We start from the raw sequence: 25,135 nt of genomic DNA, 5'->3' as shown, positions 1-25,135 counted from the left end.
AGGGTATAAGTTTTTGGCCGTCCCCATACACTATTTTGTTTCTCTATTCTGTCTATTGCTAATCGCTAATATCTGGAAACATGGCGCACGCTCCAGGCTATTTCTCGTTCTACTGGCGGTGTGCGCACTGCAAGCGTTGCTTGTAGGTCTGCGCAGCAGCTTTGCACTCACCGAATTAAAATGGATTCAACCGGTTACGGCTACTCTCATCCCCATACTGGCCTATCTTTCACTGTTAACCCTGAGTCAGCAAAGTAACCATCATAAGTTTGCTGCCCCAGCTAACATATTCTTCCTGCACTCAATACCTGTCGCTCTGGTCTTGATCAGCCTGTTATTGTCACCGAAATATGTAGATGCTTTATTGTTCGCCAGCTACTTCTTTTACGGTTGTCTCATTTTTTGGAAAACCAGATCCGGAGCAGACTCACTGACCATCGTACGGCTAGAGGCTGCCGGGTACACTCTATGGGTCTGGCGCATAATCGCTATCATGCTCCTTCTTCTTGCGCTTGTGGACTTGGTTATTGCATTCGATGGAGGTCTTCAAAGCGAAGGGGCATCGCTGGTTCTGGCGACGGCTTCAAGCACCCTGATGATACTGATACTAGCCATTGCCCTTAGCATTAGCAGCAACACCGGACCGGCTCCATCCACTAAAGCATCGATGGCAACATCCTCCACCATAGACATGTCTCACAAAGATACAGAAGATCAAAGAATCATCGTTGCACAAATAAACAGCCAAGGTCCGTTGGACTCACCAAAAGAGCCGCCAGCAGAAGAAGATTTAATGCCCCGGATTGAGGAACAGATTCTACGCCAGAAGCTTTATCGGGACCCAAATTTGAATCTGGCCAAACTAGCCAGAAAACTGGGCATTCCTCCGCGTAAGGTTTCTCAGCAGGTTAATCAGGCTACTGAGCTTAATGTATCCCAGTACATCAATCGATTTCGTATTAAGGAAGCCTGTGAACGGTTAAAGGACACAGATCAACGGGTTACGGAAATAATGCTGGAGGTCGGTTTTTTCACTAAGTCCAACTTTAATCGGGAATTCCTGAGGATTACCAGAATGAGTCCAAGTGCATGGCGCGCCAGCCAGCAGGAGATTACAAAGACAGAAAGAGCCGACCCATAGGTCTGAAGCCCCTGAGCTTGGCTCCAGTCCCTTGGCCTGTTTCAACATACTGCTAATAGCTTCAGTGCCTGATCAATTTCTGGCTTCCAACAACCCTTGAGCCTTTAAGAAATCAGTGACTCGGCGTCTCACTTGCTGGTGAATTCTGGCTCGTGATTTCTGCCCTGGTTCAGTACAAACGAACTCATCTCCCTCTTCCGCTAATAATTCGATAGCTCCCGGCAAACATTCGGGCAAGAAGCTGAAATGCCCTGCCTCGGCGATTTCGTAGTATTCAGTAACTTTATGACTCAACGGACGGGCGTGGCTGATAACAGGTATCTGATTATCTTGCTCTGCAGCGATCATCAAGACAGGAGCAGCCAATTGCGCAACTGAATCTTCAGTCATCGATTCAGTAAACCCTGGTGCAATCGCTACTGCCGCTGTCACTCGAACATCCTTTTGCACCTGGTTGGCCTTTGAGTAGAAATCATGATCCAGCGCGATCAAGACTTCAGAGAAATACCGACAGGCACCTATATCATTATGTCGACAAAACTGTGGGAAACGCTCAAACTCCAGCTGCGCTCCAGCCAACGCCATACTGGTATAGCCCCCTAACGAGAACCCGATAACTGCAATTTTTGCCTGATCAATTTTACGACCTATATCAGATTTGATAATGTCCTGAATCAGGAAACGAATATCAGCAGGCTGATCCCACATTCTGATAACTGTTTCTGGAGAAGCATCTCCAGTTGTACTGCCGGGATGGTTTGCAGCGACGACAACCGCACCCTGGCTGGCAAGGGTTGTCGCAAGCCAGTGCAAGTTGTTTCTGTTACCGGATGTCCCATGAAGCAATAAGATCAACGGTAACTTCTCTCCCGTTATGTCCGCATTTCTTACCGCCTTAAAACCACGAAAGACTTTGTTAATCTTGTACTCATCGGTCTGCGATACTGCTACCGGAAACCAGATATAGCTCTCCAATACCCGATCTCGATGAAGATCAACAAAAGTCATCTCTCGAATACCTACATTTGAGTGTAGAGATTGACCTGGGGCCTTATATTCTGAACTCCCATAAACCATTCGATAAGGATTTAGCAACAACCCACAGGCTAACAATGAACAGATCATTATTACACCGGAATGAAACCATCTTTTTTTACTCATCAGGACACCATCGCTCAGTAATTTACTCAGAGAAAAAGAGCTTCCAGTGTCGCTCTACAACCCCCCTGTTTTCGTCCTAAAACAGGATATAGGCCGTCCTTAATCATGATTCAGGTCTATCAGCTAATTCAGAGAGGATGGCTTGCCTTAATCAACCGATATTGGCGCTGCCTTCTTGAGTTGTTCTTTAGCTTTATCCGCAGCCCATCCGCTGACCTGATACCAGTCCAGATGGCGGGTGGAGAGCATAACCAGGGTTAGCGCCAAGAACACCAACAAAGAGCCCAACAACAGAGCGTGATCTTCAGAACTGAGGATTACGTAAAGTAATCCATACAGGACAGCAACAAAACCGCCAAACCCGACTCCCCATTTGAAACTTTTGATAATAGCGGTCACATAGGCAGTTAACAGACAGACGCAGGCAGACGTTGCAATACCGTAAGCAACGAGAAAACTCAAATGCTCGGACAAAGCGATCAAAAGCAAATAAAAAACGGACAATGCCAATCCCACCAGTGTGTACTGAATAGGGTGAATCTGTAATCGTTTTAATACCTCAAAGATAAAGAAGCTGATGAAAGTTAAACCAACAAACAACATGCCATATTTTGCTGATCGAATTGCCTGACGATAAATATTGACCGGCTCGTTCAGACTGACACCAAAGCGATTTCCAACAAGGGCACCGCAGTTCCCTCTCTCACAGCTATCAACATCATGACCGATATTGCTACTAAACTCAGAGACTTGCCAATTGGCATTGAAACGCCCATCTTCAATAACACGTTCAGCAGGCAGAAACTGACCGACAAAGTTAGGATGGGGCCAACTGGCTGACAGATTAACTTTAGAGTCCTTACCAACAGGAGTAAACCACAGGGTATCCATCCCTCTCAGGCTCAATTCAAACTTGAACTCAACGGGAGCGGTGCCTATATTTTCCAGCGGCACATGGACACCCTGGGGATTAAAGGCAAGCCGGCTACCGGATCGAAAGCTGTATTCCCTTCCCTGCCAGGTCAACATAGGCTTATTGTTGATTCCTCGAATATCACTGACACTCACCGCTATAAAGGGGACTCCGGCTTCAACAAGGTCGAGCCTGTTTTTAAGCTTCTGCAACGGAGCCAAGTCAAACTTACCACTCACCTTGAGTTGACCGGTAAACACAGGAAACGAAAAGATTCCCCGGTAACGCTCCTGTGTAGTCATATCAGTATTTATCTCCAACCTATCCGGGATGATATACAGCATGCTACTTTTAATGGCTTGAGATCTTACATTCTTACCGAGTTTTTCGTTCCAGTGCTGTGTCGTCACTCTGTATTTGTAAGGGACCGCCAACAGCGGTCCCGATAGCTGCTGGGCACCACTCCAGCTGTTGGCCACGCTACCCTTTGCCTGTTCCTGATAAATCAGGCGATCTGAAATCAGATTTTCAATCACCGTCAAGGCCAGGGCAGCCAAGGCACAGCTGAACCCTAAGAATATGATTTTTTTTGCTAACGTAGATTTCATCCTGGCTCTCCACACTTATGACTACTTAAGGGCAGAATAAAAGATGAAATTGAGAGAATTATGTGTGTTCTGTGTGGTTTGTATGTGATTTCTGCCAAACCGGTAAATTGATTTCAGCCAGAGCACCTGTTGAGCCATTGCTCAGACGACAAGTCGCCTGGTGTAAATTGCAGATTTGTTTGACAAAACTTAGGCCCAAACCAGAGCTCTTCTTTCCCGATAATGGGCGTTGAAGAGAGTAAAATCGCTCAAAAACCCGAGACTCAGCATACTCAGGTACGCCCGGTCCCTGGTCTTCAACCTGTATCAGCACCCGGTTGCCATGCTGCTTCAAGGTCACCGTTATCTTTGCTCCATCAGGACTGAAATCAATCGCATTCAACAACAGGTTTTCAATCGCCTGTTGTATCAAAAAGACTTCCCCATCAGCCTTGCCGTTACCGACAACAGATACTTGAAGTCGTTTCTCCGACAGTTTCAGTTCAAGACCACTCACCAGCTCTTCGATAAGCGCTTTCAGATTGATATGTGTTAGCTGGGATAAGACCTGGCGATTTTCCAACTCAGCCAAATTCAGTAATTGTGAAATCAGCTCCTCCAGGCGCTGAGATTCCCTTTGAATATTAGTAACGAAATAAAGCCTGTCAGCAACAGGCAAGTTATCTTCCAACAGCTCCGCTGCCCCTTTTATCGCAGCGACAGGGCTTTTCATTTCATGGGTTAAGCTGTGAATATACTTCTCAACATAGTCCTTGCCTTCCAGTTGAGACTTCATACTTGCCATTGCCTGAGCCAGATTATGCAATTCCAGATCATTCATTTCAGGTAAGGTCACAACACTCTTTCCTTGGCTGACCTTAAGCGCATAATCACTGAGTTTATTAATGGATCGACTCAACCAGAAGCTTAACGCCAACCCTAAAACAAGGGCCGCAACAATCAACCAAAGCCCTTGTCTTTTTAGTTTACCCTGGGCATTTTCCAGAAAAGGTTGTAAAGAAAGGTTCGGTTTTATTAAGGTTAAGACCCCAAGAATCTGTTCCCCGACTTTAATCGGTGCAGCAACATACATTTCCGATGAAAGAGGGTTATCAGGATCTCTTAAGGAACTGCGGGCCCCGTATTGTCCCCTCAGGGTTTTGTAGACATCGTTCCAGGCAGAGAAATCTTCACCTGTATATTGACCTTCGCTGTGATAAACAACAATTCCCTGAGCATTGGTAATATAAACTCTTAACGGATTATCGGTTTTGGTTTTAGTCCATATCTTCGCTCGAAATTTCCGCTGTTTGAACGTTTTGAAAGCCTGGTCAAAATGCCCCTGACTAAGAGTTCCCTGAATAAAATCAGGCGTCGCCAACTCAGCCAGCAGATTGGCGCTATCTACCAGAGTATCTTCCGCAGCTTGGCGAAGACCCGGCTTCAGTTCTTTGATTAACGTATTCATTTGCAGAAACAGCCCGATACCAATCAACAGGAAGAAAAAGAAAAACAGACGCAAACTGAACCTGATTTTAGGAAAGCTTATTTTTGAACTCAACGCCATTGCCTCCTTCCCATCCACTCAATACGCTCTGGTTGTACACACCTGAATCCCATCAATTCGGTACAATCAACGCTTGGTGCTGCTGTTGCTTTCTGACACAGGGACGGGCTTTTTAGTGTTTCCACCCCCACCATTTAAACAGAGGCTATAGCCCAGGCCACGGTGGGTTTTAATCGGGTCCAACTCGCTGTTAACCTGCTTTAACTTTGCCCTTAGCCCTTTTATATGGGTATCAACAACTCTATCAAAGCTGGCGTAGGAGTCTGGCCAAACGCTTTGCATTAGCTGTTCTCGGCTAAACACCCGTTCAGGTTGTGCCAACAGGGTTTGAAGCAATCCAAATTCATAGCGGGTAAGATCAAGAGACAGGCCGCAATACTCAATTTTCTTTTGCTCCTCCAATAATCTAAACAACGCAGATGTCTGTTGCTCGGCTTCATCGGCTATAGGGACATGCTTTCGGGGTGACAAACGCTTTAGAATAACCTTAACTCTAGCCACCAGCTCACGCGGACTGAAAGGCTTGGTGACATAATCATCTGCACCAATTTCCAATCCAACAACCCGATCTATTTCATGATCACGAGCCGTTAAGAAAATAATGGGGATCTCAGAAAAGGTACGTATCTGTTTGCAAACTTCAAACCCTCCGATATCCGGGAGACCTACATCTAAAATCACCATATCAAAAAGCTGACTACGTAGACGACTTATGCATTGGTGCCCTAACAGAATATGCTCCACAGAAAAGCCTTCCTGCTTGAGTGCATAGATAATATTGTCAGCAATTCCCTGCTCATCCTCAACAATGAGTACTTTCACCGCTTCACTCCCGCCTTTACCCTTCCATCAATAGGGTATCAAATATATACAAGTCTGATTGAGATAGAAAAGACTGACCAACTCTGATTTAAGGAAGAAAAGTCAGGTATTCACGGATTATTAATAAACCCACTGGTCACGAATAAAAAGATTTGTTGTACATAACGTTTTTCGTCAGGTATCTAGTAACAGGTAAATTTCATTCCTGTGAGGATGTTGAAGTGGGTAAAACCTACCGTCGTTTTGAAGAAATTGATTCCAGAACAAACCGTGATGAGAATGAGTTTGACTCGTCTCGTAATAGAACACGTAATCAAAATCACCTGGACGTTCGTCGTTGTATGGATGACTATTTTGAGCGCAAACACTTTGAGGAAAAAGAAGACTGGCACGCTGAAAACTAATCACCTGATACATAGCAACAAAACTGCTGCCAATGATAAAGCTGCTGCTATCGCCGCAGCCCGGCAGCAGTAGGTCAGACAATTGAAAAACGAAAGCGCTTTTAAATTATACAGCGATTCCAACGAAACAAGCTGAACAGAGCAAAGCCAGTCTGGCTTTGCTCTGTGATCGACAAGTTATAGTTTTCCGGTCGAGAAAAAGTACGTCTCGCCGGAGCTGTCATCAACACCATCGTTGTCGGTCAACGCATAGCCGATTCCTGCTGAATCAACCGTAAAACCCTCAATTTTATCGGTAATGTAACCCCCATTCGCTTTAAGATCGGGTATAAAATCCCGCACCTGCTGCTTATGGACCAAAGGCAATTCCTGGTTCAGTGAAACAGGCCTGAGTTCATTGATCGCTACTTTATAAAGCCGCTTTAGCCGAGCATTCTCCCCTATTTGGTTGTCCCTCTCGATGATATAGACACTGTCCTGGTAAGCAGTAATTTCTGATAATCCAACCCAGCCCTTACTGGCGGGTTCAGTCGGGTAACGGACAGCTCCCCACTGATTGGTCACCAGATTATAAGCAACCAGTTTAACCGTTCCCACAGGATCATCTTTCCACTGGCGCTGAATAGCTAGCCAAAGTGTATCCCCGATCAGAGTCACACCTTCTGAGCCGAAGCGCGTTTCGTACTGCAACAGCTCAGTTGGGAATGGAACGGTACGGTCAATTTCTCCTTCGGCTGTCACATGATAGATAGCATGAGGAATGGCCCGATCTGTACGGCCCTCAGATGCCAACCAGAATCCACCGCTACCATCGGAAGTGATCCCTTCCAGATCCAGATTTTCAGCAGGTTTGCCCTTACGCGTCACCCGGGTGGCTTTGGTAATTCTCGCCGGATGCTGGTTTGCATCGATAGTATAAATCGTTGGTTGAGTCTTATAGAAGCTGTCGTTAACTGCATATAGTTTCCCGGCTATAGAAGGGTCAGCAGCCAACCCGGAAAGCGCTCCCCAGCCAATCAGCTGACCGTCACTGCCCAGATCAGAAATAAGCTGTGGATAACTGGGAGCCTGATGTGAGAACTGGTAAAGCATGACATGGGCTCTGACACCACCGTCCTTAATCAAATCCTTCTCATTTGCACTCACCAGTATGTTACGTGATGGAATAGCCACGGCAGATTCCGGCGCAATGCCTGAAGGTAATAACTGCACGAACTCCGGATCTGCACCTGTATCACGATAAACACCGATCACAGAAGCCCTTTCAGACAACACGAAAATGTACCGTTGCTGACCAAATTCAGCAACGACAAGGCCTTCCGGTTCTGCTCCTTTTTTGCCAGACCGCTTATCAGGGTAATGTCCGGCCTGTACGATACGATGTTCAAAATCAGCTCCTGACTCATAGAGAACTCGGCCATCCTTGTGAAATATAGTGAAACCACGAGCCCCCCCTTTAAAATCACCTTCATTGGCAATGACAAATCGATTCTCATCCAGCCATTTCACCGCATCCGGCTCCCGAAGCACCCCTGTCAGACTACCATTAAAAGACAGCGCTCCGTCCTTAACCGTATCGATATTGTTAAGATCGACACTTCCAGCTGAGAAGTGATTCAAGATTGCACCGCTCTGTGCAGCGACAATGACTATATGATTATTTTCCTGTAGCGTGACAACGATTTCATTGCGGTCATTAAAATCCACGAATTCCGGCTCCGGATCATCTGCTCCGGTAGCCGCCAGTCCTGTCAGTTCAACCTGGCGGATCTGATCACACTGCGGAATCCCTTTCAGCAACGGAATAATACTTAGGTATCCAGCGGGTTGCTGCGGCATGGCTCCCTCGTTCAGGTCTTCATCTCGTTCATTTTCAATAGCAACCGCCGCAAAACGACTATCCTTTGAAACCGCAACGGAATCTGGCTGTCCGCCTAAATCACAACGACGACTGATACTGGAGGTTTCAAGAGTAACCGCAGCAAGAAAGCCGGAAGGCTGAGTTAGCTTTTGGAAGTATTGACCCCCACCAGCACAACCCCCTCAGCAGTAGCGACAGAAGTAGGTTCTCCAGCCAGAGCCACAAACCCAGCCGGACGAGGTTCCTTTATGTTACTGATATCAACTAAACCGATTCCTCCAAGAGGGCTATCAGAGTAAATAAGGGTCTTACCATCCGTTGAAGCAGTAATTATCTCAGCCGACGTCTCCTGCATACTTTGCGCATTTTCAGGCAAATTGAGACTGGTTGGAAAACTGCTGATACGGTTAAAGGACTGAGCATGTACTCCAGTTGTTACAGCAACCAACAGGGCCAGCATGGTCGGCGGAAAACATCGGTTAAACATCTGTGGACTCCAGTTCATAAAATAGGAGCAATCACCATAAGGGTCACAGATGACATATTTATGAAATCGTTATATCACAGACATTAGAAGTATTCAGCGCAACAATTTTACATGTGCTTAGATTAATTTACTGTAGAAAATACTTTTGACGAATTTTATCAAATATCCCTTTATCTTTTATTGAGCGTAAACCATCTTGAAACTTTTTAACTAATGAAATATCTGAGGTTTTTCCAAATGCCATATATAAATCGTCTGACAAATCCTCTAATCGGAAAACCCTTTCATATAAGGTAATATCCAGCCCCTCCTGTTGAACCTTGTATACAAGCGAGGCCTCATCATAGGCAATCAAGTCAACTCGTCCCAGCAACAGCCGATGCAGGTTTTGAGAGTCACGAGTAACAATATCCAGATCAAACCCACCTTTGTCTTCCAGATAAGAGGTAATAACATCAGCTCGAGAGCTTCCAATAGTATAGGGCTTAGCATCATCCAAAGAATTTATTTCAATATCTTTTCTGGATTTTAATTTATACAAAGAAGTATTATAAGGAGCGATAGCGCCCACCCAGTGAAACATATCTTCACGCTCTGGAATTCTAGCGATAGAATAAATAAGATGATCTTTTTTATTTAACGCAATTCGATACGCCCGAACCCAAGGATAAAAATGAAAGACCGCTTCCATGTCTATCTCATCAAGCACAGCCTGAACAACTTCTGAAGAAACTCCCTTCGCTGTGCCGTCCTCTTCATAGTTGTAGGGTGGAAAGTCTTCAGTAACAACCGTAACCTGCTGGCAAAGAGCAGGTACAGACACTGCCAGTAGAAATAGCCCGGCCATCAAATTACTCATAGTCCACCCTCATCAACAAACCTCTCCCTTTCTGAGCGATGACTATTATCTTAGTCGACGTAAGCTATCCAAGAGATAAAGCAAAACCACAATGTACTAATAAACCGCCATTTCAGCAATAAAAGCAAGCGCTAATAATCATATCTCGAGAAGGTATAGAGGAAATCAGAGCGAACATTACCGAGCTGTAACGGCTTCAAAACCAATAAACAGCAATCCTAAGAAACCTGATTTAAAGGGATTTAACAGATACCAGGCATAGATAGTCGACCGATTGATCAACAACGATGTCTAACTGATGTTGTTACTCCCAGCCTATGTTGTAAATCCGAGTCTATAAAACCAGGGAGTTGCACTTGAACTCAGTATTCGTCATTCCCGACAACAGCTAAATGACGAATACAGCCAGAATAATTGAAGACTAAACAGCCTCGGGAAGTTCAAGATCAACCATGAGTTCTGGTGTCAGTGCTTCCAATGCCTCACTTAATCGCTCACAGCTGACAGAAACAGGCACCTGAACATCAAAATCGGCATGAAACAGAACTTCACTGCTCATAGGCGCAGGAGAGCAATGACTGTTAAGGCTGAGTATACTGACACCATAACGGTTAAGCATCTCGCTGATTTCTGCAACAACACCACAGCGATCCATGCCAACAAAACGTAACTGCAGAGGATAGCTGGGTTCAACCGCCGACTGTTGCCCTTCTTCGATGACAATCCGTAATCCCTGACCAACCAAAGCACGAAGCCCCTTCTCCAGCTCAGCCCCATGCTCTTGCGGCACCGACACCCGAAGAATACCGGCAAACTTTCCACCCAGACGTGAAAACTGACTCTCCAGCCACTGCCCCTGCCGTTCAGCAATTAACTGTGACACCAATTCAACCAGCCCGGGTCGATCTTCACCAATCAGAGTCAATACAAGCGTTTTATTCATTGATTATTCTCTCCGTAGCAATCGCTTCGTACCAGGCAATCTCGTCAAAGCAAGTGTGTAAAGCACAAAGGTATGAAGTACTCCACAGTTATCTGGATTCTCACATTCCACTGACTGGAAGCCCCAGGTCATGCAGATAACTCACAGCGAGCACTTTCAGGCCTGAATTAAGTAAGCCAAAAACAAGCAACCTGTATTTATCTGCAAAAGACACCAAGAGCACTGTATCCGACACATTCAAAAAAACGCATCATACTCCGTCGAAAAACCAGAGAGTCTGGTCTTGAACAGGCTGCTCGAATCCTCAGCATTCAGGTTAAGCACTTCTACTCTTGTGTATTTACGCTATGATTCCAGACAATCATCAGGAAGATATTCGTACACTGCGGATTTACAGACGGTGGAATTTACAGGTGATAGATGGCACAGATAAATCGACTGACATTACTGGAAAGACGCTTACGCATTACCACCGGACTGATAATGGCCACCTATGTCATTGTTCACCTGAGCAACCATACGCTTGGCTTAATCTCCCTGGGGGCAATGGAATCGATGCGTGAAGTGGTTACAACCTTTTGGCGCAGCTGGCTGGGAGGGTTGCTGATATACACGTCAATTCTGACACATTTCAGCTTGGGTTTAATCTCACTGTACCGACGAACAACTTTACGAATCCCGGCCTGGGAGCTCAGTCAACTCATTCTGGGATTATCGATAATACCGCTGTTGGCCGGACATGTAGCCGCTACCTGGGGCTCACGAGTACTGATGAACAAGGATGTGAACTATGAATCAATTCTCTCAGGCATCTTAACGGACCCCTGGTTGTCTACCAGACAGTTTATTTTACTAATTATTGTCTGGAGCCATGTACTGATTGGATTACACTTTTTCTTTCGACTCAAATCATGGTACCGAAAGAGCTCCTTCTATCTTTATCCTCTGGTCATAGTCATCCCTCTGTTGGTTGTTTTTTCCTTAGCTCGTGCAGGCGTTGAACTGAATCTATGGCAACCACAAGCAACCACCTCAGGATATGGTTTAACTTACCCGAACGACTACGAAAGCAGTTACGATTCAGAAAATACCTCTGGCTATAGTGACATCTATGGCAGTAACAACAGCAGTGGTTACAATAACGGAAGCTATAGCGATAATTACGACAGCTCAACATCCCCTTCGTGGACACCAAGGGAATTGTTACATAACGGGATTTTGATCACGTTTTACAGCCTGTTGTTTATAACACTGATGGCTCGGCTGATCAGAGACCGTCCTGGTCCAGAGTCAGGATCCATTCTAATCAAACACCCCAGCGGGAAAATACTCAAAGGAACCCCCGGACAAAGTATTCTGGAAATCATCAGGCAGAATTCCATTCCTCATGCATCAATCTGCGGCGGTCGCGGTCGCTGCACTACCTGCAGAGTAAGAATCGACGCCGGAAACAACGAACTGCAGCAACCGACAGCACTGGAGCAAGATGCACTGGACCGAATCGCGGCGGCGCCGAATGTTCGACTCGCCTGTCAAACTCGGCCACAGCAGGATATTAAGATTACTCCATTGCTGCCCCCCCAGCTGGGCATAGAAAATACAACCCAAATGGGAGGAGTCAATGGGGATGAGCGTGAGGTACTGGCGATGTTTGTTGACCTTCGCGGTTCCACCAAAATGGGTGAACAACGTTTGCCCTATGACGTACTTTTTATCCTCAATCGATTCTTCCTGGAAATGTCCGATGCCCTGCAGGCCAGCCATGGACATTACGCACAATTTGCGGGTGATGGACTTATGGCCCTTTATGGTCTCGATCGGGGAATAAGTCAGGGTTGCCGGGATGCGTTGCGGGGCGCCATCGATATGCAAGTCAGGATAAATAAACTCAATCAAGAGCTGGTTGATGAGCTTAAAGAACCTCTTCGTATCGGTATTGGCATCCACTGTGGAGAAGCCATTGTTGGTACAATGGGCCCCCCCTCATCCCCTAACTACTCTGCAATCGGTGATAATATTAATGCGGCAGCTCGGCTCGAAGGCCAGACTAAAACCCTGAACTGTACGCTGGTGGTTTCGACTGCTGTAATCGAACATACGGACATTGATTTCAGTCGCTTTCCCACCCAACAGGTGACTCTGCGAGGGAAAGAGAAGGCTGTCCAGGTATATGCTGTTAACAACCCTTTGGATATCCTTGACTGCTTAAACTAGTGGAATGCTCGAAGCTTTGAGCCAGCAGAAATAGGCCCAGCTATTCCACGACAGCTATCCCACTGAGTCAAACTATCCACTATAATTGTCCCTGTACTCCTGAGACCAGAAAAACATTGGAAATCAAATTAATAGGGAAATAACGTGCCTTATAAAGCCCTGAGAATACTTAAGCGTATTGTCGAAAACCCATACATTAATATTGCTGTTGGCCTGATTTTTCTTTACACAGGTGTTTCAGAGACAATACGAGAACTACAATCGGTTGAAGATTTTAAGCTAGGCGCCCATCATGGGGCCATCCTCTTTGCCCTTTTGCACATATTAAAGACATTGCCTGATTTTGTTGAAGGTTTGGATTATTTCGAACGGGCAGCGGAACGGGAATAGCGCTAGAGCCTTTGCTCTCCTGTAGGAAACCGATGAATAAGTTCTCTGTGGGCTCCAGAGCGGTCAGATGCAGGGCAAACCGACATACGATTTGCCCTCTGCTCGTTCCTGTGATCAGGCTCCAATAGCCAAGAAGCACTTAACCAGATAGTCGATCTGATCTTTTTGTAATCCTGCTACATTAACCCGACCATCCCCGACAATATAAATACCGTGATCTTCTCGCAATGCATTGGCCTGAGCGGCAGACAGCCCGGTCATGGAAAACATCCCTCGGTGACGGCCAAAATAATCAAACCGGTTGTCTCCAGTGGCTTGATTAAAAGCTTCCACTAAACCTGTTCGCAGATCTTTTATACGCGCCAGCATCTGGTTTAACTCAGCCTCCCACAGAGTTTTCAGTTCAGGCTGACTAAGGATTTTGGTAACTACTGCAGCACCATGATCAGGTGGCATAGTATAGGTAGCACGGGCAATTTCAAACATAAGCCCTCGTGCTTTAACCGCCTCAGATTTGGTTTTTCCGACCAGAACAGCTGCACCGGTGCGCTCCCGGTAAAGCCCGAAATTTTTCGAACAGGAGGTAGCAACCAAAAGCTCATCAACGTTATCTGCCAGAATCTTCAACCCTGCACGATCCGCCTCCAAGCCATCTCCAAAACCCTGGTACGCAATATCAACAAAAGGCAAAAAACCTTGTTTTTGCGACATTTCAGCAATCATCTGCCAATGGGACAGCTCGATATCCACCCCCGTGGGGTTATGGCAACAGCCATGCAACAACAGAACATCATCAGGGCCCAGTTTTTCTACACAGGACATCATTCCTTCAGTGTCCAGCTGTTTACTGACCGGATCAAAGTAAGGATAAAAAGCAACTTTTAACCCCGCAGCCTCCATGACCGGCTGATGATTAACGTAACTGGGATTACTTACCCAAATAGTAGTTTTGGGATTAGCCTGATACATCAGCTCACCCAATAGCCTTAAGGCTCCACTGGCACCGGGAGTTTGCAGAGCAGATGCCCGCATCTCGGCGGCAGTCCCGCCGAGCAATAAATCAATCATGCTCTGGTTAAAAGCTTCATCACCCGCCAATCCCACATAGCCTTTGCTTAACTGATTATCCATCAGCTCCTGTTCAGCTTTTTTAACCGCGCTCATTACTGGAGTGATACCTTCATCATTACGGTAAACCCCGATCCCCAAATCCATCTTTTCAGCACGCAGGTCTTCCCTATACGCACTCATCAAACTGATGATCGGATCAAGACGGGGTTCATCAAGCTTCTCAAACATATTTATTCCCTTTCTAAAACCCTGAAACTATTACTGACCTCCTGCTATATCTGACAGGTGCTAACAGCAGATATTCAGAGGTGCCTTACTTTTAGACTAGCGCCGTTAGTCTCTCTGCGTCCATCAAAGATTGCCATAAAATTAGTGTATATAACCCTTTCTTACACTGCCGAGCTGGTTACAGGGCAAATTTCACTAATTAGCCGTTCAGTCACTCAGCCTCAACTCAGCTGCCTTGCACTGTCCTGTACCTGGTCATGCACCTTAATCGTTAGAAACCTGCAAACAATTTCGTTTTTTTACCCGTTGATGGAACGGTTGAGCCGCTGAAACGACTCAATAACAAAAGACGGCAGGAGATTTACTTCAGCGAGTTTTATTAAAACACCAAAAAGACGGCATAGTGGATTTTTTTCTATCTTAGTGTTGAAAGTTGGGTAAAAACTCACTAGAGTACACTCCAGACAGTAACATCGAGAGTAGGGCTGACGTCCTCACCAACCTGCCCGCCTGGGTAAGGTGGTTTGCTCAAGAAGATACCTGTAACCTATCTTCTATTAAGCGATGTGGTCGATTCAGACAACCAATCAGGTGAATCCCACTTACGTCAGTTCTCATCACACAATAGTCAGTCAATGATGATGGGAGCCATTCATGTTTGAAGCACATAACCTTTCAGCAGAGGATTTTGAGCAGTTATTTGTTCCAGCCCCCTGTTGGCAAAAAACCTATTGCCGCAGTCACAGACATAGCCTGAGACCGCTAAGGATCTGGTTTGCAGAAGGTAAACGAAAAGACGGGGAAAAAGTGCCTCACCGCACGCGATTTGTCTATATTGAGTATCAAGATAATCAAGGAAACAACCAGTTTCACTGCATCGAGATTCCTATTGCCGGGCAATCTGTCGAACAGATCCTCGCGCAGGCCGTTAATATCAGTATTCCGGCACTGCAAGGTTAGCAATGGCAGATGAGCCAGAGAATAAATAAACCAACCACCCATTATGTCAAAATAGAAACTTCCTGACTGCGATAAGTGGATATTCTCCAACTAACAAAAAAACTGACTGAATATCCACAGCAACTTAATACGCCCCCAGGTAGTAAATATCTGTTTTCTGACTAATATCTCCCTACCAATATACGAGTTTTATCATAAACGAGAAGCCCTACCGCTCCATCCTGCTAAGCAGACGTACCATTACCCACTTTTTCAACAAGATCATTGATCAAGGTCCTTGCTTTACGGCAGCTCAAACGCTAAAACAGGAGTATTAGCTGACAGAGGAAAAGTCATGTCCACATTGATCCGTCTGGTATTTGGTATTTTCTGCCTTATATCTGCCTCAGTAGTTTCAATTGCCGAAGCTAGAGACTTTTCAGATAACGATATTCAAGTCATTGAGGCCTATATTGCCTATTACGGTAGAGCACCTGATGTTGAAGGCCTCAATTACTGGTCACAGCGTCTGAATGATGAAAATGGTAATTTACAGGCCATCATTGAGGCTTTTGGTAATTCCAACGAATTTGAGACTCGTTATGGACGACTAACCAGTAGTGAGTTGGTTACAAACCTTTATCAGCAGCTTTTTAATCGGGATCCTGAAGAGGATGGCCTTCTTTTCTACGAGCAACTACTGGAAACTCAGCAACGAACACTCCAAAGCATAGCCGTCGACATTCTAAATGGTGCAAGTGGAACTGACGAGAACATCGTCAATAATCGCGTCACTGTTTCACAATACATACTGGAAGCCTTGGAAGTTGAAAATAAAAACAGTTTAGAGGGCAGTGAAAATGTTCTGGCTACCGTCGACACAACAAGTTCTTCAATCAATGCTGCTAAAGAACAGGTTGATGATATTATTGCCGGAATCTTAATATTTCTGGAATATGATCATAATATTGCCCCCGATCAACTTACCGACGTGGAAATGGTGGTTGAAGGGATCGATAGCTCTAATTTAATCCCAGCAAATCAGATTGCTCATGGCTATACGACTTGGGTGATAGATAACAACACCAGCTATACAGTTACCCCTTCTACTGATACAAGCTCGTTAATCGTAACCGGTGTAGGAGCACCAGCGTTTGCGATCGGCGATATCATTGTCGGGGTCACACCAGATAACGAAACAGGCTTCATTCGAAAAGTTATTAACATTGAAGAGGCAACAGAGGAAGAAAGCGAAGAACTAACCCTCACAACCGAATTAGCATCTATTCAAGCAGCATACCCTGATGCTCTATTGAATCTTAGTATCAGTCTTTTCAATGAGTCAGGTAGCCAGAATGATGAGACCAGCAGACTTCATTTTGATTCTCACCTGGAACATCAATTAGACGCAAGTATCACCACAGTCGCAGATATCTCCATGGACGCAGCGTTTGATCTCTCTCTGGATCTCAATGTTAGCGGTGCCACGGTTAGCCAAATGAATGCTGTCGCAACTTCAGATTACAAGACAGAAGCTTATCTAGCGGTAGATGCTCCCTACGATTATAGCCGCCAGTTTAACAAAACCTTTGCTCCCATCGTTGATGAAACAACGGTATTAACAATTAGCGATATTCCCCTGCTGCTCAATGTTAAAGTAATACCCGTAATCGGCGCTTCAGTGGGGATGAGTGCGGAAGGACAACTACAATACGGATATCGAGTTGATGGTCCGGCCCAGGCTGGTTTTAACTATGATACTTCTATATTTACCCCTATCACCAGCTTTTCACCTGTAACTGATTACGTTACCCCTGAATATACGGTCACAGGTGGAGGGTATGGGGAGACAGAAGTCAGCTTGGCTGTATTCATTTCCCTTTACGAAGCCGAAGTGGAAATACCGGCTGTTGGTACTTTTAAGATTGAAGGCCCTGGAATTGGAATCAATCTAAGCCATAATGCCCAATTTGACATTAATGCAACTTACGATGGGACAGCAGATCCCAAAATGACCTGCCAAATCAATTTGTCAGCGGGATCATCAAGTGAACTGGCTATTGATGACGTACTTGCCCAGTCATTGTCGCTAAGTAATTCCGAAGCTGTGGAGCTACACGAATCCTTCGATCCTGTCTGGTCCACCACCGACTGCCCATTTAATGAAATGGTAGGACATCTTGATGGTACCGCTATAAAGGAAGATGGTAGCGGTCTGTATAGGGTACAGGTTGACATTAACACTCCCGCAGGAACGACGGTAAAACAAACAACTACTGATTTGTTTGGAAAGTTCTCAACTCCCGATTTAGCACCCGGCGCCTATGATGTTAGCTTTACAAAAAACTTTTATGAACCTGCCAGTTACCGAATTGAAATATTACCCAATGTGACCAAAACGCTCCCTAACGTACTGATAATGTTGGCTCAGGATGAAGGAGCAATCGGCACAATTAAATTAACCGTAGCCGATGCTCAAGACCCCACCAACATCCTTTCGGATGTCAGCTTCCTGATACGTGAAGGTTTAAACAACCCGGCCGGAGATTATGTAGACTTTATTACCAGCACCGACGGGGAAACAGGAATCACTGATCTGGTGTTACCTGCAGGTCATTATACACTGGAAGTTTCCAAGCAAGGATATACCACTGTTTACGAATCATTTTCTGTTGTCGGTGATCAGGTTATTGAAGAGTTCATCTATCTTTCCAGTCTCTCCAGTGATGGGGCGGCCCGGGTGGTTTTAACCTGGGGAGAAGATCCTGATGATTTGGATTCGCACCTGTTGGCAGACAGCGAACATGTCTATTTTGCCAGCCCTACTGCACCCGGTATTAATCTGGATGTCGATGATGTAACTAGTTTCGGGCCTGAAACGATAAGTATCGATGAGGTTTCAACAAGTACGGATTACACTTATTATGTTCATCACTTTAGTGGCAACGGATCCATCGCCACATCCGATGCAACAGTCACTCTGTATTATAATGGCCGAATCCATACCATAAATGCGCCGGCAGGCTCTGGACGCTACTGGCGAGTCTTTGACATCCTTAACGGTGATATTGTGTTCTGTAGTACGGACTGTATTACCAGCGTTGAGCCAGGAACCGAAGATCAGGCTCAGAACAATCGACAGAAAAGGAAACCCTATCGGGCAGACCAATGGTTTGACTGATAAAGATTATTTTATATTCATAGCTCTGATATCCGTAGAGAGGTATTTATCTCTTCTACGGATTTATAATTGAGGCACCATATTAAGAGTCACATATTAAAAGTCACAAAAGCCAGTAATAGTTGGACTGTTTCGCCAGTTGCCGGGTAAATGCTTTTGCTATGGACGAACAGGCATTAGCAGACAGGTTCAGCTAAACAGATATGGGAACAGTGTCCGTTTTTGTTCGGCAGTCAAAGAACGCATAGACTGAATGTTGCGTTCAGGAATCTGCTCCGGATCAGCATAGTGGTTCAGTGCCCGCTCCAAACTGGCTTCACGAATAATATGCAAAACCGGGTAAGGAGATCGGTTTGTAAGATTTTCAGGGTTATCGGATTCTACACCGGCAAAACAGTAATCGGGATGGAAGCTGGCAATTTGGAACACTCCCTCCCAACCACTTTGGGTTACCAGAGCATCGGCATAATCCAGAAACTGATTATAATCGGAAAAGTCAGTCAGCATACGAGGGACGATCAGAAGTGTTGTTTCAATCTCTTCAGGGTCAGCTTGATCAATAAGCATCAGCTCTGCTTGCAAATCAACCAATAGCGCTTCTTCATCAGCGGCTTCAGTAGTACTGAAGCGAATTTGCTGATTTCTATAAGGCTTGGCAGCGAACGGACATAGATTCAGACCAACCACAACCTGTTCAAGCCATTGTCGAACTTGCTGCTCAACGGACTGTTCAATAACCATGAAATCACTCACTCAGCTAATACACAGTAGTACTGGTATGTTCTATGATAGATAGATCCTACACCAGCGGTCCGGGACTTCAGACCAGAGCCCAAACCAACAGTCCGCACTGTAACAGACTGCTACCGGTAATCAAGATCAGGTTTGAACCGGATATTTTACTCAGGTTTGGAATTCTCTACCCGGCAGAAACTCCAAGATCGCGGATATCTGAAGCTTCTTCCGGGCAATTGCGGACAAAATTACCGAACTGGAAAATAATGACAACCATTTGCCGGATGGGTAACCAGACAGCAAAACCAGGGATGGCCACCTGAGATAAAAACTTAACATTCTTCAAACTAAAGAGAAGCATCTTCTCCATACTTCGCTCTTTGCCCAAAGCCAAAGCAGCCAACAAACAAACTGATTTTAATTAGATGTTTTATATGGATTTTTATTAATATTCTCTGAGCGGATAACATTTCAATAATGACACGGGTCCAGATGGTTCCAATCTCTGCATTTCCTGGCCCCAATGGTGATTTCAAAGTGGTCCTAAAAAACAAACACGTCAGGGTTGAAGATAAAACCACGATCAAACCAATTGATTGTCATGTTTCTGAATGTGGTCTGGCGCCACCCGCATAATACCGACGCCAGATTCAAAAGCCGTATCAGTGACATTATGTATGGGATGGCTTTCTCAGCCATAATGTAAGGTGGTTAAAACAACACCCTGCAACTAAAGACACAATGGCTGTCAAAAATAATAAAGTCCTCGCACCCATAGCGAATAGACCTAAAATCCGGAGCTACTTATGAATCATAAGAATAAAGTTGTAAAAGCCCTGTCTCTAACCGCAGGCCTGTTGTTTGCAGCTGGTGTCGGCCTGCAAGCTCAAGCTAAGACGTTTAAGATTGCGGTAGGTGACGGCGGTGGAAGCCCACAAGAGGCCTTGGGTAAAAAGTTCGTAGAGGAATTGAAAGAGCGTTCCGGCGGTAAGCACTCTGCAAACCTTTTCCTGAACGGCCAACTAGGCAGCGAGCAAGATACGGTTAATGACGCTTCCATTGGTACCCTTGATTTCTCCATTCTAGCAATCAACAACGTCACTCCATTCTCACCAACGGTTGGTGTATTTACGCTACCTTACATGATTCAGAGCCTGGACGAAGCCGTACAGCTGACTCAGGGCCCTGTCGGTAAGGAGTTGGTTGAAAATACTATTCGTGATGCTGGTGTTCGTATCATTGGTTGGACTTACTCAGGTTTCCGCGTACTGAGTAATTCTAAAAAGCCAATCAAGACCCTTGAAGACTTACAGGGTGTTGTCGTCCGTGTACCTAAAAACGAAATCATGATCGACACCTACAAAGCCTGGGGCATCAACCCAACGCCAATGGCTTGGTCAGAAACCTTTACTGCTCTTCAGCAACGCGTAGTAGACGGTCAAGACAATCCGTACATGACTATCTACTCCATGAAGTTTGATGAAGTACAGAAGTACATCACCAACATTCGTTACCTGTTCTCCATTGAGCCACTGATCGTTTCTGAAGCTGTTTTCCAGGATCAGAACGCCGCCACTCAGAAAGCTATTTTAGATGCCGGTGAAGCTGCTACCAAGTACAGCGCAAAATTCCTGGCTGAATCTGAAGCAGCGATCAAAGAAGAGCTGGTTAAGCGTGGAATGCAGATTGACGATCCTGCTAACGGTGAAAAGGAGTGGATCGAGAAAGCAACCAAGGCGGTATGGCCTAAGTTCTACGAAAGCATCGGTGGTAAAGAGAAGCTGAATGCGGTACTGAAGTCTCTGGGTCGTGACGCAGTTTAATCAGCAATCTGTTTTACGTTAGATAAATTGCTTTCGGTTGTTTTACCCTGTCAGTTACAGGCTCAATATTAACGACTCTGTAACTGATAACGTAAGTACTTAAAGCAAATGACTATTGTTATTCAAATAGCCATAGCAAAATCTAGCACTCTGAGCTGTAATGAAGAAAGCTCCTGACCACAGGGGCCTTTGGCCAGAGTGCTTTTTTTTACCCGGAATTAGAGAACCAGTGCTTTCCTGCAACGTAGGTCAGTCTATTCTCGGACAGCCTCCTAGGCTCAGATACCTCCCGGCAGCGCCGACAAACAGTGCGATATCGCCGGTTAACTCCCGGATGAAAAGCTTTCTGACCCGCAGATTAACAGGAGACCGAATCATGTCCAAAGCAGGTTTCATTCACTTTCTTGATAATATCGAGAGCTACATTTGCAGAACATTATTGGCGATATTTGTCTGCATATTGTTTGCACAGATAGTATCAAGAGAAATATTTTCTCATTCTCTTTCCTGGACAGAAGAATTAGCCGTCTACATGTTCGTGTGGTTCGTTTTCTTTGGTGCCAGCTATGCAGCCAAGCTGTCCGCTCATAACCGAGTAACTTTTCATTTCAAACTGTTTCCTCCAAGGGTGGCATTAATTTCCGAAGCGATTGCCGACCTGGTCTGGATAGGGTTCAACTGCTACTTTGTCTACCTTGCCTATGATTTTGTCTTCAACAGGATGAATCTGTTCTGGAAGTCTCAGACACTGGGCGTCCCCATGAAGTATATCTACCTGATTCTGCCTATCGCCTTCAGCTTAATGACTATTCGTGTCATTCAGGTCAACTACTACAAACTGGTCAAAGGTGTCGACATTCGTGATCCAGAGTCAATGGAACTGGACTCGCTCATAGAAGGCGACGATTCCGACAAGAAATAGAACCGTCAAGAATTTAAGTTAAAGAACCTAAGTTAACGAATCTAAATTAAGAGTGAAGTCGCTGATATAGCGGAGTAGACACATGGCTGAATCAAGCATTGCATTGGTCCTTTTCGGAACCTTTCTTGCGCTGTTATTACTGGGTGCGCCAATTACCGTATCCCTGGGCGTATCAGCATTGGCCTCTTTCATCTATCTGGAAGAGAATCCAATCAAGATGGTACAGATTGCATTTACCTCAGTGGGCTCATTCCCATTGATGGCACTACCGGCATTCATACTTGCAGGAGCCCTGATGGAGGCGGCGGGGATATCAAAACGGCTGGTAAATTTAGCGGAAAGTTTTGCAGGCCCCTTCACTGGAGGAATGGCAGCAGCAACGGTACTGGCCTGTATGTTTTTCGGTGCCATTTCCGGTTCGGGTCCAGCAACAACAGCAGCAGTGGGAATGTTAATGATCCCCGCTATGGCCAATCGCGGCTATGACCGCGGTTATGCTGCCGCTGTAACAGCATCCGCAGGTGGGCTGGGTATCGTCATTCCGCCTTCAATTCCGATGGTTATCTTTGGCATATCCGCGATTGGACTCACAGTCCCTCCAGAAGCCATTGAAAAATTCGGCACCTTTCAAACCGTTTCTATCAGCAAACTATTTATTGCTGGCTTTCTGCCCGCAATGGTTATATCCGGATGCTTGCTGACGCTGAATTATTTCCGTTGTAAAAAAGCGGGCTATATGGGTACTTCAGACGGTTGGTCGGTTGGCCAGATAAAAGCGGCCTTCAAAACGGGATTCTGGTCGATCTTGGCTCCGCTGGTTATTCTCGGGGGAATCTACTCAGGCTTCTTTACCCCCACTGAGTCAGCCATTGTTGCAATTTTTTATACCCTGGTCGTTGGGTGGTTTATTCACAAAGAACTGAAGTGGAAAGATCTGGTCCATTCATTGGAAACAACGACCTGGTTGTCCGGTCGAGTCCTTTTGATTTTATTTACCGCAACAGTGTTTGGCCGCATATTGGTTGAAAACCAGATTCCTGCCATAGTGGCTGAATCCATGCTAAGCCTGACTCAGAATACCTATCTCATCTGGACAATGATTATAGCCTTTCTGCTGTTTGTCGGTATGTTTATGGAAACACTGGCAGCAATCATGATCCTGACGCCGGTATTACTGCCAGTGACCTATAGTCTCGGTATTGATCCCATTCACTTTGGTGTGGTACTGATCTGCTGCCTGTCAATTGGCTTTGCAACACCTCCGCTGGGAGAAAACCTCTTTGTAGCCTCAGGGATTTCCGATACGGCCCTGGAGGACATTACCTCTAAGACGTTACCCTTTGCCGGTGCAATGGTAGTCGCGGTATTTGTCATTGCTTTCATACCAGAGATTACTCTTTACCTGCCAAGGTTATTTGGATACTGATTCGCTAGCTGACCATACGGATGGCTTATCGGTTGTGCCTGACCTGATAGAGCCATCCAGATTATTCAGGAAGATGATCAGTGCTTCTTCTGGCTTGAAGCTCTGATCAAAAACATGAGGAAGCAATCATGCTGCCCGATATAGAAACAATTTTGTATTGCACAGACCTTTCAAAAAACGCTTCTTACGCTTTTAAATATGCTGCCTACCTGGCAAAGAAAACCGGCGCTAAAGTCCATATTCTGCATGTCGTCGAGAAGCTTTCAAATGATGCTCGCATTACCCTTCAGTCTTATGTGATGAGCTCAAAAAGTCGCGACGAATTTCTTAACCACCGTATCGATCATGCCAAAGAACTGCTGCAAAAAAGGCAGGATTACTTTTGGGATGTTCTGGCGCCAACCGAAAAAGCAGTCCGTGAGCAAATAGCATCGATTGAGGTCGTCGAAAGCTACCCTGCTGAGACTATTCTTAAACGAGCCAATGAACTTAACTGCGGATTGATAGTGATGGGAGCCCACGAGAAAGGCTTGATGCACACCTTTTTGGGTAGCGTTGCCAAAAGCGTATTACGCCGATCACGAATACCTACGGTGATTGTACCCTTGCCGGAAAAAGATGAGACGAAAAAGAAGTAGTTGCTCGGATATATCGGCTCCCTCCGGCAAGAGATAATAGATATTGATCTATCAATATCTATCGTGGATCATCTGGTAACTGCCATCAGCTTTCATCTGCGCAAGAGCACTATTAAATTTACTCATCAGCTCCTCAACTCGCGGCCATTTCTTGCCGAAACAGAGATGAAATTCATTGGTTCTTAAAGGACGAAACTGGACTTGGTCCAGTATCCCAACCTGCTTAGCTATAAATTCATTCGCTTCTTTGGAGCCATAATAAAAATCAACCCTTTTACCCACTAACAAGTTGAGCGCCAGCTTGTTCGATCGTACAGCAAAATGATCAATATCTAACTGCTCTAACTCCTGTTGAGTAGAGTAATCCAGCACTGATGTTATTTTTTCTCCCCGTAACTCCTCAAGCGACTTGAAACCAGGGTCCGGCATGTTCCGACGAAAAAAATAACCTGCAGAAGAAGAACTGATAGGATCGGAATAATACAGGTGGGGGTCTCGGGCGACGTTTCTCGCACAGCTCAACAATCCCAAAGCCTGCCCCGAAAAAACGATTTCAACCGCTCTTGCCCAGGGTAAAAATTCAACCCGAGCCGTCTTTCCCAACCGCATGAAGGCTTCTTCAACCACTTCAACATCGAACCCCTTCAGTCCATCAACAGGGTTTTCAAACTCATAGGGGGGATAGTGTACAGCCAGAATTCTGAGAGGTTGATCTTCTGCCCAGGCACTGGAAAACATCAGGCAGAAACACATTAAGACCATTCCACTCATTCGAACCAGTGTCGAATCAATTCCCATATTCTGCCCCAGTGGCTTGAAGAGC

At 45.5% G+C, this 25,135-nt stretch carries 22 protein-coding genes and 1 riboswitch; of the genes, 10 read left to right on the top strand and 12 right to left on the bottom strand.

Features of this window, described 5'->3' with window-relative positions; genetic code table 11:
* Positions 1-13: 13 nt before the first annotated feature.
* Positions 14-1,141 carry an AraC family transcriptional regulator gene (locus BGP75_RS16245; protein ID WP_143821089.1) on the top strand — a complete coding sequence of 376 codons (1,128 nt, stop codon included), beginning with the start codon at positions 14-16 and terminating at the stop codon, positions 1,139-1,141.
* A 72-nt stretch (positions 1,142-1,213) separates the two neighbouring features.
* Here the strand turns inward: BGP75_RS16245 and BGP75_RS16240 are convergent, their stop codons facing one another.
* The 4 genes from BGP75_RS16240 to creB all read right to left on the bottom strand — a co-directional run bounded on the left by BGP75_RS16240 (position 1,214) and on the right by creB (position 6,191).
* Positions 1,214-2,302 (bottom strand): alpha/beta fold hydrolase, encoded by a 1,089-nt coding sequence (locus tag BGP75_RS16240; RefSeq protein ID WP_076719883.1) that lies wholly within the window; start codon positions 2,300-2,302, stop codon positions 1,214-1,216.
* A 147-nt stretch (positions 2,303-2,449) separates the two neighbouring features.
* Entirely contained in the window at positions 2,450-3,823 is a 1,374-nt protein-coding gene (creD, locus tag BGP75_RS16235) for a cell envelope integrity protein CreD (RefSeq protein ID WP_076719882.1), read from the bottom strand.
* A gap of 58 nt (positions 3,824-3,881) precedes the next feature.
* The gene (gene creC, locus BGP75_RS16230) at positions 3,882-5,363 is read right to left on the bottom strand and encodes a two-component system sensor histidine kinase CreC (protein WP_158070124.1); all 1,482 of its coding nucleotides are present in this window, start codon (positions 5,361-5,363) and stop codon (positions 3,882-3,884) included.
* Positions 5,364-5,435: 72 nt separating this feature from the next.
* Positions 5,436-6,191 carry a two-component system response regulator CreB gene (creB, locus tag BGP75_RS16225; protein WP_076719880.1) on the bottom strand — a complete coding sequence of 252 codons (756 nt, stop codon included), beginning with the start codon at positions 6,189-6,191 and terminating at the stop codon, positions 5,436-5,438.
* A 221-nt stretch (positions 6,192-6,412) separates the two neighbouring features.
* On the opposite strand from creB, the gene BGP75_RS16220 reads away from it, so the two are divergent.
* Complete coding sequence (locus tag BGP75_RS16220; RefSeq protein ID WP_143821088.1) at positions 6,413-6,595, top strand: hypothetical protein; 183 nt, start codon at positions 6,413-6,415, stop codon at positions 6,593-6,595.
* A 177-nt stretch (positions 6,596-6,772) separates the two neighbouring features.
* Here the strand turns inward: BGP75_RS16220 and BGP75_RS16215 are convergent, their stop codons facing one another.
* The 4 genes from BGP75_RS16215 to BGP75_RS16205 all read right to left on the bottom strand — a co-directional run bounded on the left by BGP75_RS16215 (position 6,773) and on the right by BGP75_RS16205 (position 10,745).
* Positions 6,773-8,434, bottom strand: coding sequence for an esterase-like activity of phytase family protein (locus tag BGP75_RS16215; protein ID WP_233152952.1), 1,662 nt, complete (start codon positions 8,432-8,434; stop codon positions 6,773-6,775).
* A 164-nt stretch (positions 8,435-8,598) separates the two neighbouring features.
* Complete coding sequence (locus BGP75_RS27460) at positions 8,599-8,943, bottom strand: hypothetical protein (RefSeq protein WP_233152951.1); 345 nt, start codon at positions 8,941-8,943, stop codon at positions 8,599-8,601.
* A gap of 127 nt (positions 8,944-9,070) precedes the next feature.
* Complete coding sequence (locus BGP75_RS16210; protein WP_083704866.1) at positions 9,071-9,802, bottom strand: ABC transporter substrate-binding protein; 732 nt, start codon at positions 9,800-9,802, stop codon at positions 9,071-9,073.
* A gap of 421 nt (positions 9,803-10,223) precedes the next feature.
* A complete protein-coding gene (locus BGP75_RS16205) occupies positions 10,224-10,745 on the bottom strand; it encodes a glycine cleavage system protein R (protein WP_076719878.1) in 522 nt (173 codons plus the stop codon).
* Positions 10,746-11,165: 420 nt separating this feature from the next.
* Between BGP75_RS16205 and BGP75_RS16200 the strand changes: the two genes are divergently transcribed.
* Both BGP75_RS16200 and BGP75_RS16195 read left to right on the top strand, forming a co-directional pair.
* Positions 11,166-12,959 (top strand): adenylate/guanylate cyclase domain-containing protein, encoded by a 1,794-nt coding sequence (locus BGP75_RS16200; RefSeq protein WP_076719877.1) that lies wholly within the window; start codon positions 11,166-11,168, stop codon positions 12,957-12,959.
* Positions 12,960-13,103: 144 nt separating this feature from the next.
* Complete coding sequence (locus BGP75_RS16195; RefSeq protein WP_076719876.1) at positions 13,104-13,349, top strand: hypothetical protein; 246 nt, start codon at positions 13,104-13,106, stop codon at positions 13,347-13,349.
* Between the two features lie 114 nt (positions 13,350-13,463).
* Here the strand turns inward: BGP75_RS16195 and BGP75_RS16190 are convergent, their stop codons facing one another.
* Positions 13,464-14,648 (bottom strand): amino acid aminotransferase, encoded by a 1,185-nt coding sequence (locus BGP75_RS16190; protein WP_076719875.1) that lies wholly within the window; start codon positions 14,646-14,648, stop codon positions 13,464-13,466.
* Between the two features lie 465 nt (positions 14,649-15,113).
* Positions 15,114-15,245: riboswitch (SAM-I-IV-variant riboswitch) on the top strand.
* 57 nt (positions 15,246-15,302) lie between these two features.
* On the opposite strand from BGP75_RS16190, the gene BGP75_RS16185 reads away from it, so the two are divergent.
* Entirely contained in the window at positions 15,303-15,608 is a 306-nt protein-coding gene (locus tag BGP75_RS16185) for a hypothetical protein (RefSeq protein WP_076719874.1), read from the top strand.
* Positions 15,609-15,942: 334 nt separating this feature from the next.
* Positions 15,943-18,768: a DUF4214 domain-containing protein gene (locus BGP75_RS16180; RefSeq protein WP_076719873.1), complete on the top strand. Its 2,826-nt coding sequence runs from the start codon at positions 15,943-15,945 to the stop codon at positions 18,766-18,768.
* Between the two features lie 189 nt (positions 18,769-18,957).
* Here the strand turns inward: BGP75_RS16180 and BGP75_RS16175 are convergent, their stop codons facing one another.
* Together BGP75_RS16175 and BGP75_RS26835 are read right to left on the bottom strand one after the other, a co-directional pair.
* Complete coding sequence (locus tag BGP75_RS16175) at positions 18,958-19,509, bottom strand: DUF1415 domain-containing protein (RefSeq protein WP_076719872.1); 552 nt, start codon at positions 19,507-19,509, stop codon at positions 18,958-18,960.
* 178 nt (positions 19,510-19,687) lie between these two features.
* Positions 19,688-19,873, bottom strand: a complete 186-nt coding sequence (locus BGP75_RS26835) for a hypothetical protein (RefSeq protein ID WP_143821087.1) — start codon at positions 19,871-19,873, stop codon at positions 19,688-19,690.
* A 436-nt stretch (positions 19,874-20,309) separates the two neighbouring features.
* Between BGP75_RS26835 and BGP75_RS16165 the strand changes: the two genes are divergently transcribed.
* From BGP75_RS16165 to BGP75_RS16150, 4 genes are all read left to right on the top strand, one after another.
* A complete protein-coding gene (locus BGP75_RS16165; RefSeq protein ID WP_076719870.1) occupies positions 20,310-21,326 on the top strand; it encodes a TRAP transporter substrate-binding protein in 1,017 nt (338 codons plus the stop codon).
* Between the two features lie 376 nt (positions 21,327-21,702).
* On the top strand, positions 21,703-22,248 hold the full coding sequence (locus BGP75_RS16160) for a TRAP transporter small permease (RefSeq protein ID WP_076719869.1): 546 nt from the start codon (positions 21,703-21,705) through the stop codon (positions 22,246-22,248).
* A gap of 82 nt (positions 22,249-22,330) precedes the next feature.
* Positions 22,331-23,674 carry a TRAP transporter large permease gene (locus tag BGP75_RS16155; RefSeq protein WP_076719868.1) on the top strand — a complete coding sequence of 448 codons (1,344 nt, stop codon included), beginning with the start codon at positions 22,331-22,333 and terminating at the stop codon, positions 23,672-23,674.
* Positions 23,675-23,802: 128 nt separating this feature from the next.
* On the top strand, positions 23,803-24,312 hold the full coding sequence (locus tag BGP75_RS16150; RefSeq protein WP_076719867.1) for a universal stress protein: 510 nt from the start codon (positions 23,803-23,805) through the stop codon (positions 24,310-24,312).
* 51 nt (positions 24,313-24,363) lie between these two features.
* On the opposite strand, the gene BGP75_RS16145 is transcribed toward BGP75_RS16150, so the two are convergent.
* Positions 24,364-25,110, bottom strand: a complete 747-nt coding sequence (locus BGP75_RS16145; protein ID WP_076719866.1) for an ABC transporter substrate-binding protein — start codon at positions 25,108-25,110, stop codon at positions 24,364-24,366.
* Between the last annotated feature and the right edge of the window lie 25 nt (positions 25,111-25,135).

Origin of the sequence: Motiliproteus sp. MSK22-1, from assembly GCF_001968815.1 — a bacterium.
GTDB lineage: Bacteria > Pseudomonadota > Gammaproteobacteria > Pseudomonadales > Balneatricaceae > Motiliproteus.
This window is presented reverse-complemented; position numbering and strand designations above follow the sequence as displayed.

Bases quoted from the DNA above. Each gene is read 5' to 3' on its own strand.
- BGP75_RS16240 (WP_076719883.1), bottom strand. From the start codon at position 2,302: ATGAGTAAAAAAAGATGGTTTCATTCCGGTGTAATAATGATCTGTTCA.
- creD (WP_076719882.1), bottom strand. From the start codon at position 3,823: ATGAAATCTACGTTAGCAAAAAAAATCATATTCTTAGGGTTCAGCTGT.
- BGP75_RS16215 (WP_233152952.1), bottom strand. From the start codon at position 8,434: ATGCCGCAGCAACCCGCTGGATACCTAAGTATTATTCCGTTGCTGAAA.
- BGP75_RS27460 (WP_233152951.1), bottom strand. From the start codon at position 8,943: ATGTTTAACCGATGTTTTCCGCCGACCATGCTGGCCCTGTTGGTTGCT.
- BGP75_RS16210 (WP_083704866.1), bottom strand. From the start codon at position 9,802: ATGAGTAATTTGATGGCCGGGCTATTTCTACTGGCAGTGTCTGTACCT.
- BGP75_RS16205 (WP_076719878.1), bottom strand. From the start codon at position 10,745: ATGAATAAAACGCTTGTATTGACTCTGATTGGTGAAGATCGACCCGGG.
- BGP75_RS16200 (WP_076719877.1), top strand. From the start codon at position 11,166: ATGGCACAGATAAATCGACTGACATTACTGGAAAGACGCTTACGCATT.
- BGP75_RS16190 (WP_076719875.1), bottom strand. From the start codon at position 14,648: ATGTTTGAGAAGCTTGATGAACCCCGTCTTGATCCGATCATCAGTTTG.
- BGP75_RS16185 (WP_076719874.1), top strand. From the start codon at position 15,303: ATGTTTGAAGCACATAACCTTTCAGCAGAGGATTTTGAGCAGTTATTT.
- BGP75_RS16180 (WP_076719873.1), top strand. From the start codon at position 15,943: ATGTCCACATTGATCCGTCTGGTATTTGGTATTTTCTGCCTTATATCT.
- BGP75_RS16175 (WP_076719872.1), bottom strand. From the start codon at position 19,509: ATGGTTATTGAACAGTCCGTTGAGCAGCAAGTTCGACAATGGCTTGAA.
- BGP75_RS26835 (WP_143821087.1), bottom strand. From the start codon at position 19,873: ATGGAGAAGATGCTTCTCTTTAGTTTGAAGAATGTTAAGTTTTTATCT.
- BGP75_RS16165 (WP_076719870.1), top strand. From the start codon at position 20,310: ATGAATCATAAGAATAAAGTTGTAAAAGCCCTGTCTCTAACCGCAGGC.
- BGP75_RS16160 (WP_076719869.1), top strand. From the start codon at position 21,703: ATGTCCAAAGCAGGTTTCATTCACTTTCTTGATAATATCGAGAGCTAC.
- BGP75_RS16155 (WP_076719868.1), top strand. From the start codon at position 22,331: ATGGCTGAATCAAGCATTGCATTGGTCCTTTTCGGAACCTTTCTTGCG.
- BGP75_RS16150 (WP_076719867.1), top strand. From the start codon at position 23,803: ATGCTGCCCGATATAGAAACAATTTTGTATTGCACAGACCTTTCAAAA.
- BGP75_RS16145 (WP_076719866.1), bottom strand. From the start codon at position 25,110: ATGGGAATTGATTCGACACTGGTTCGAATGAGTGGAATGGTCTTAATG.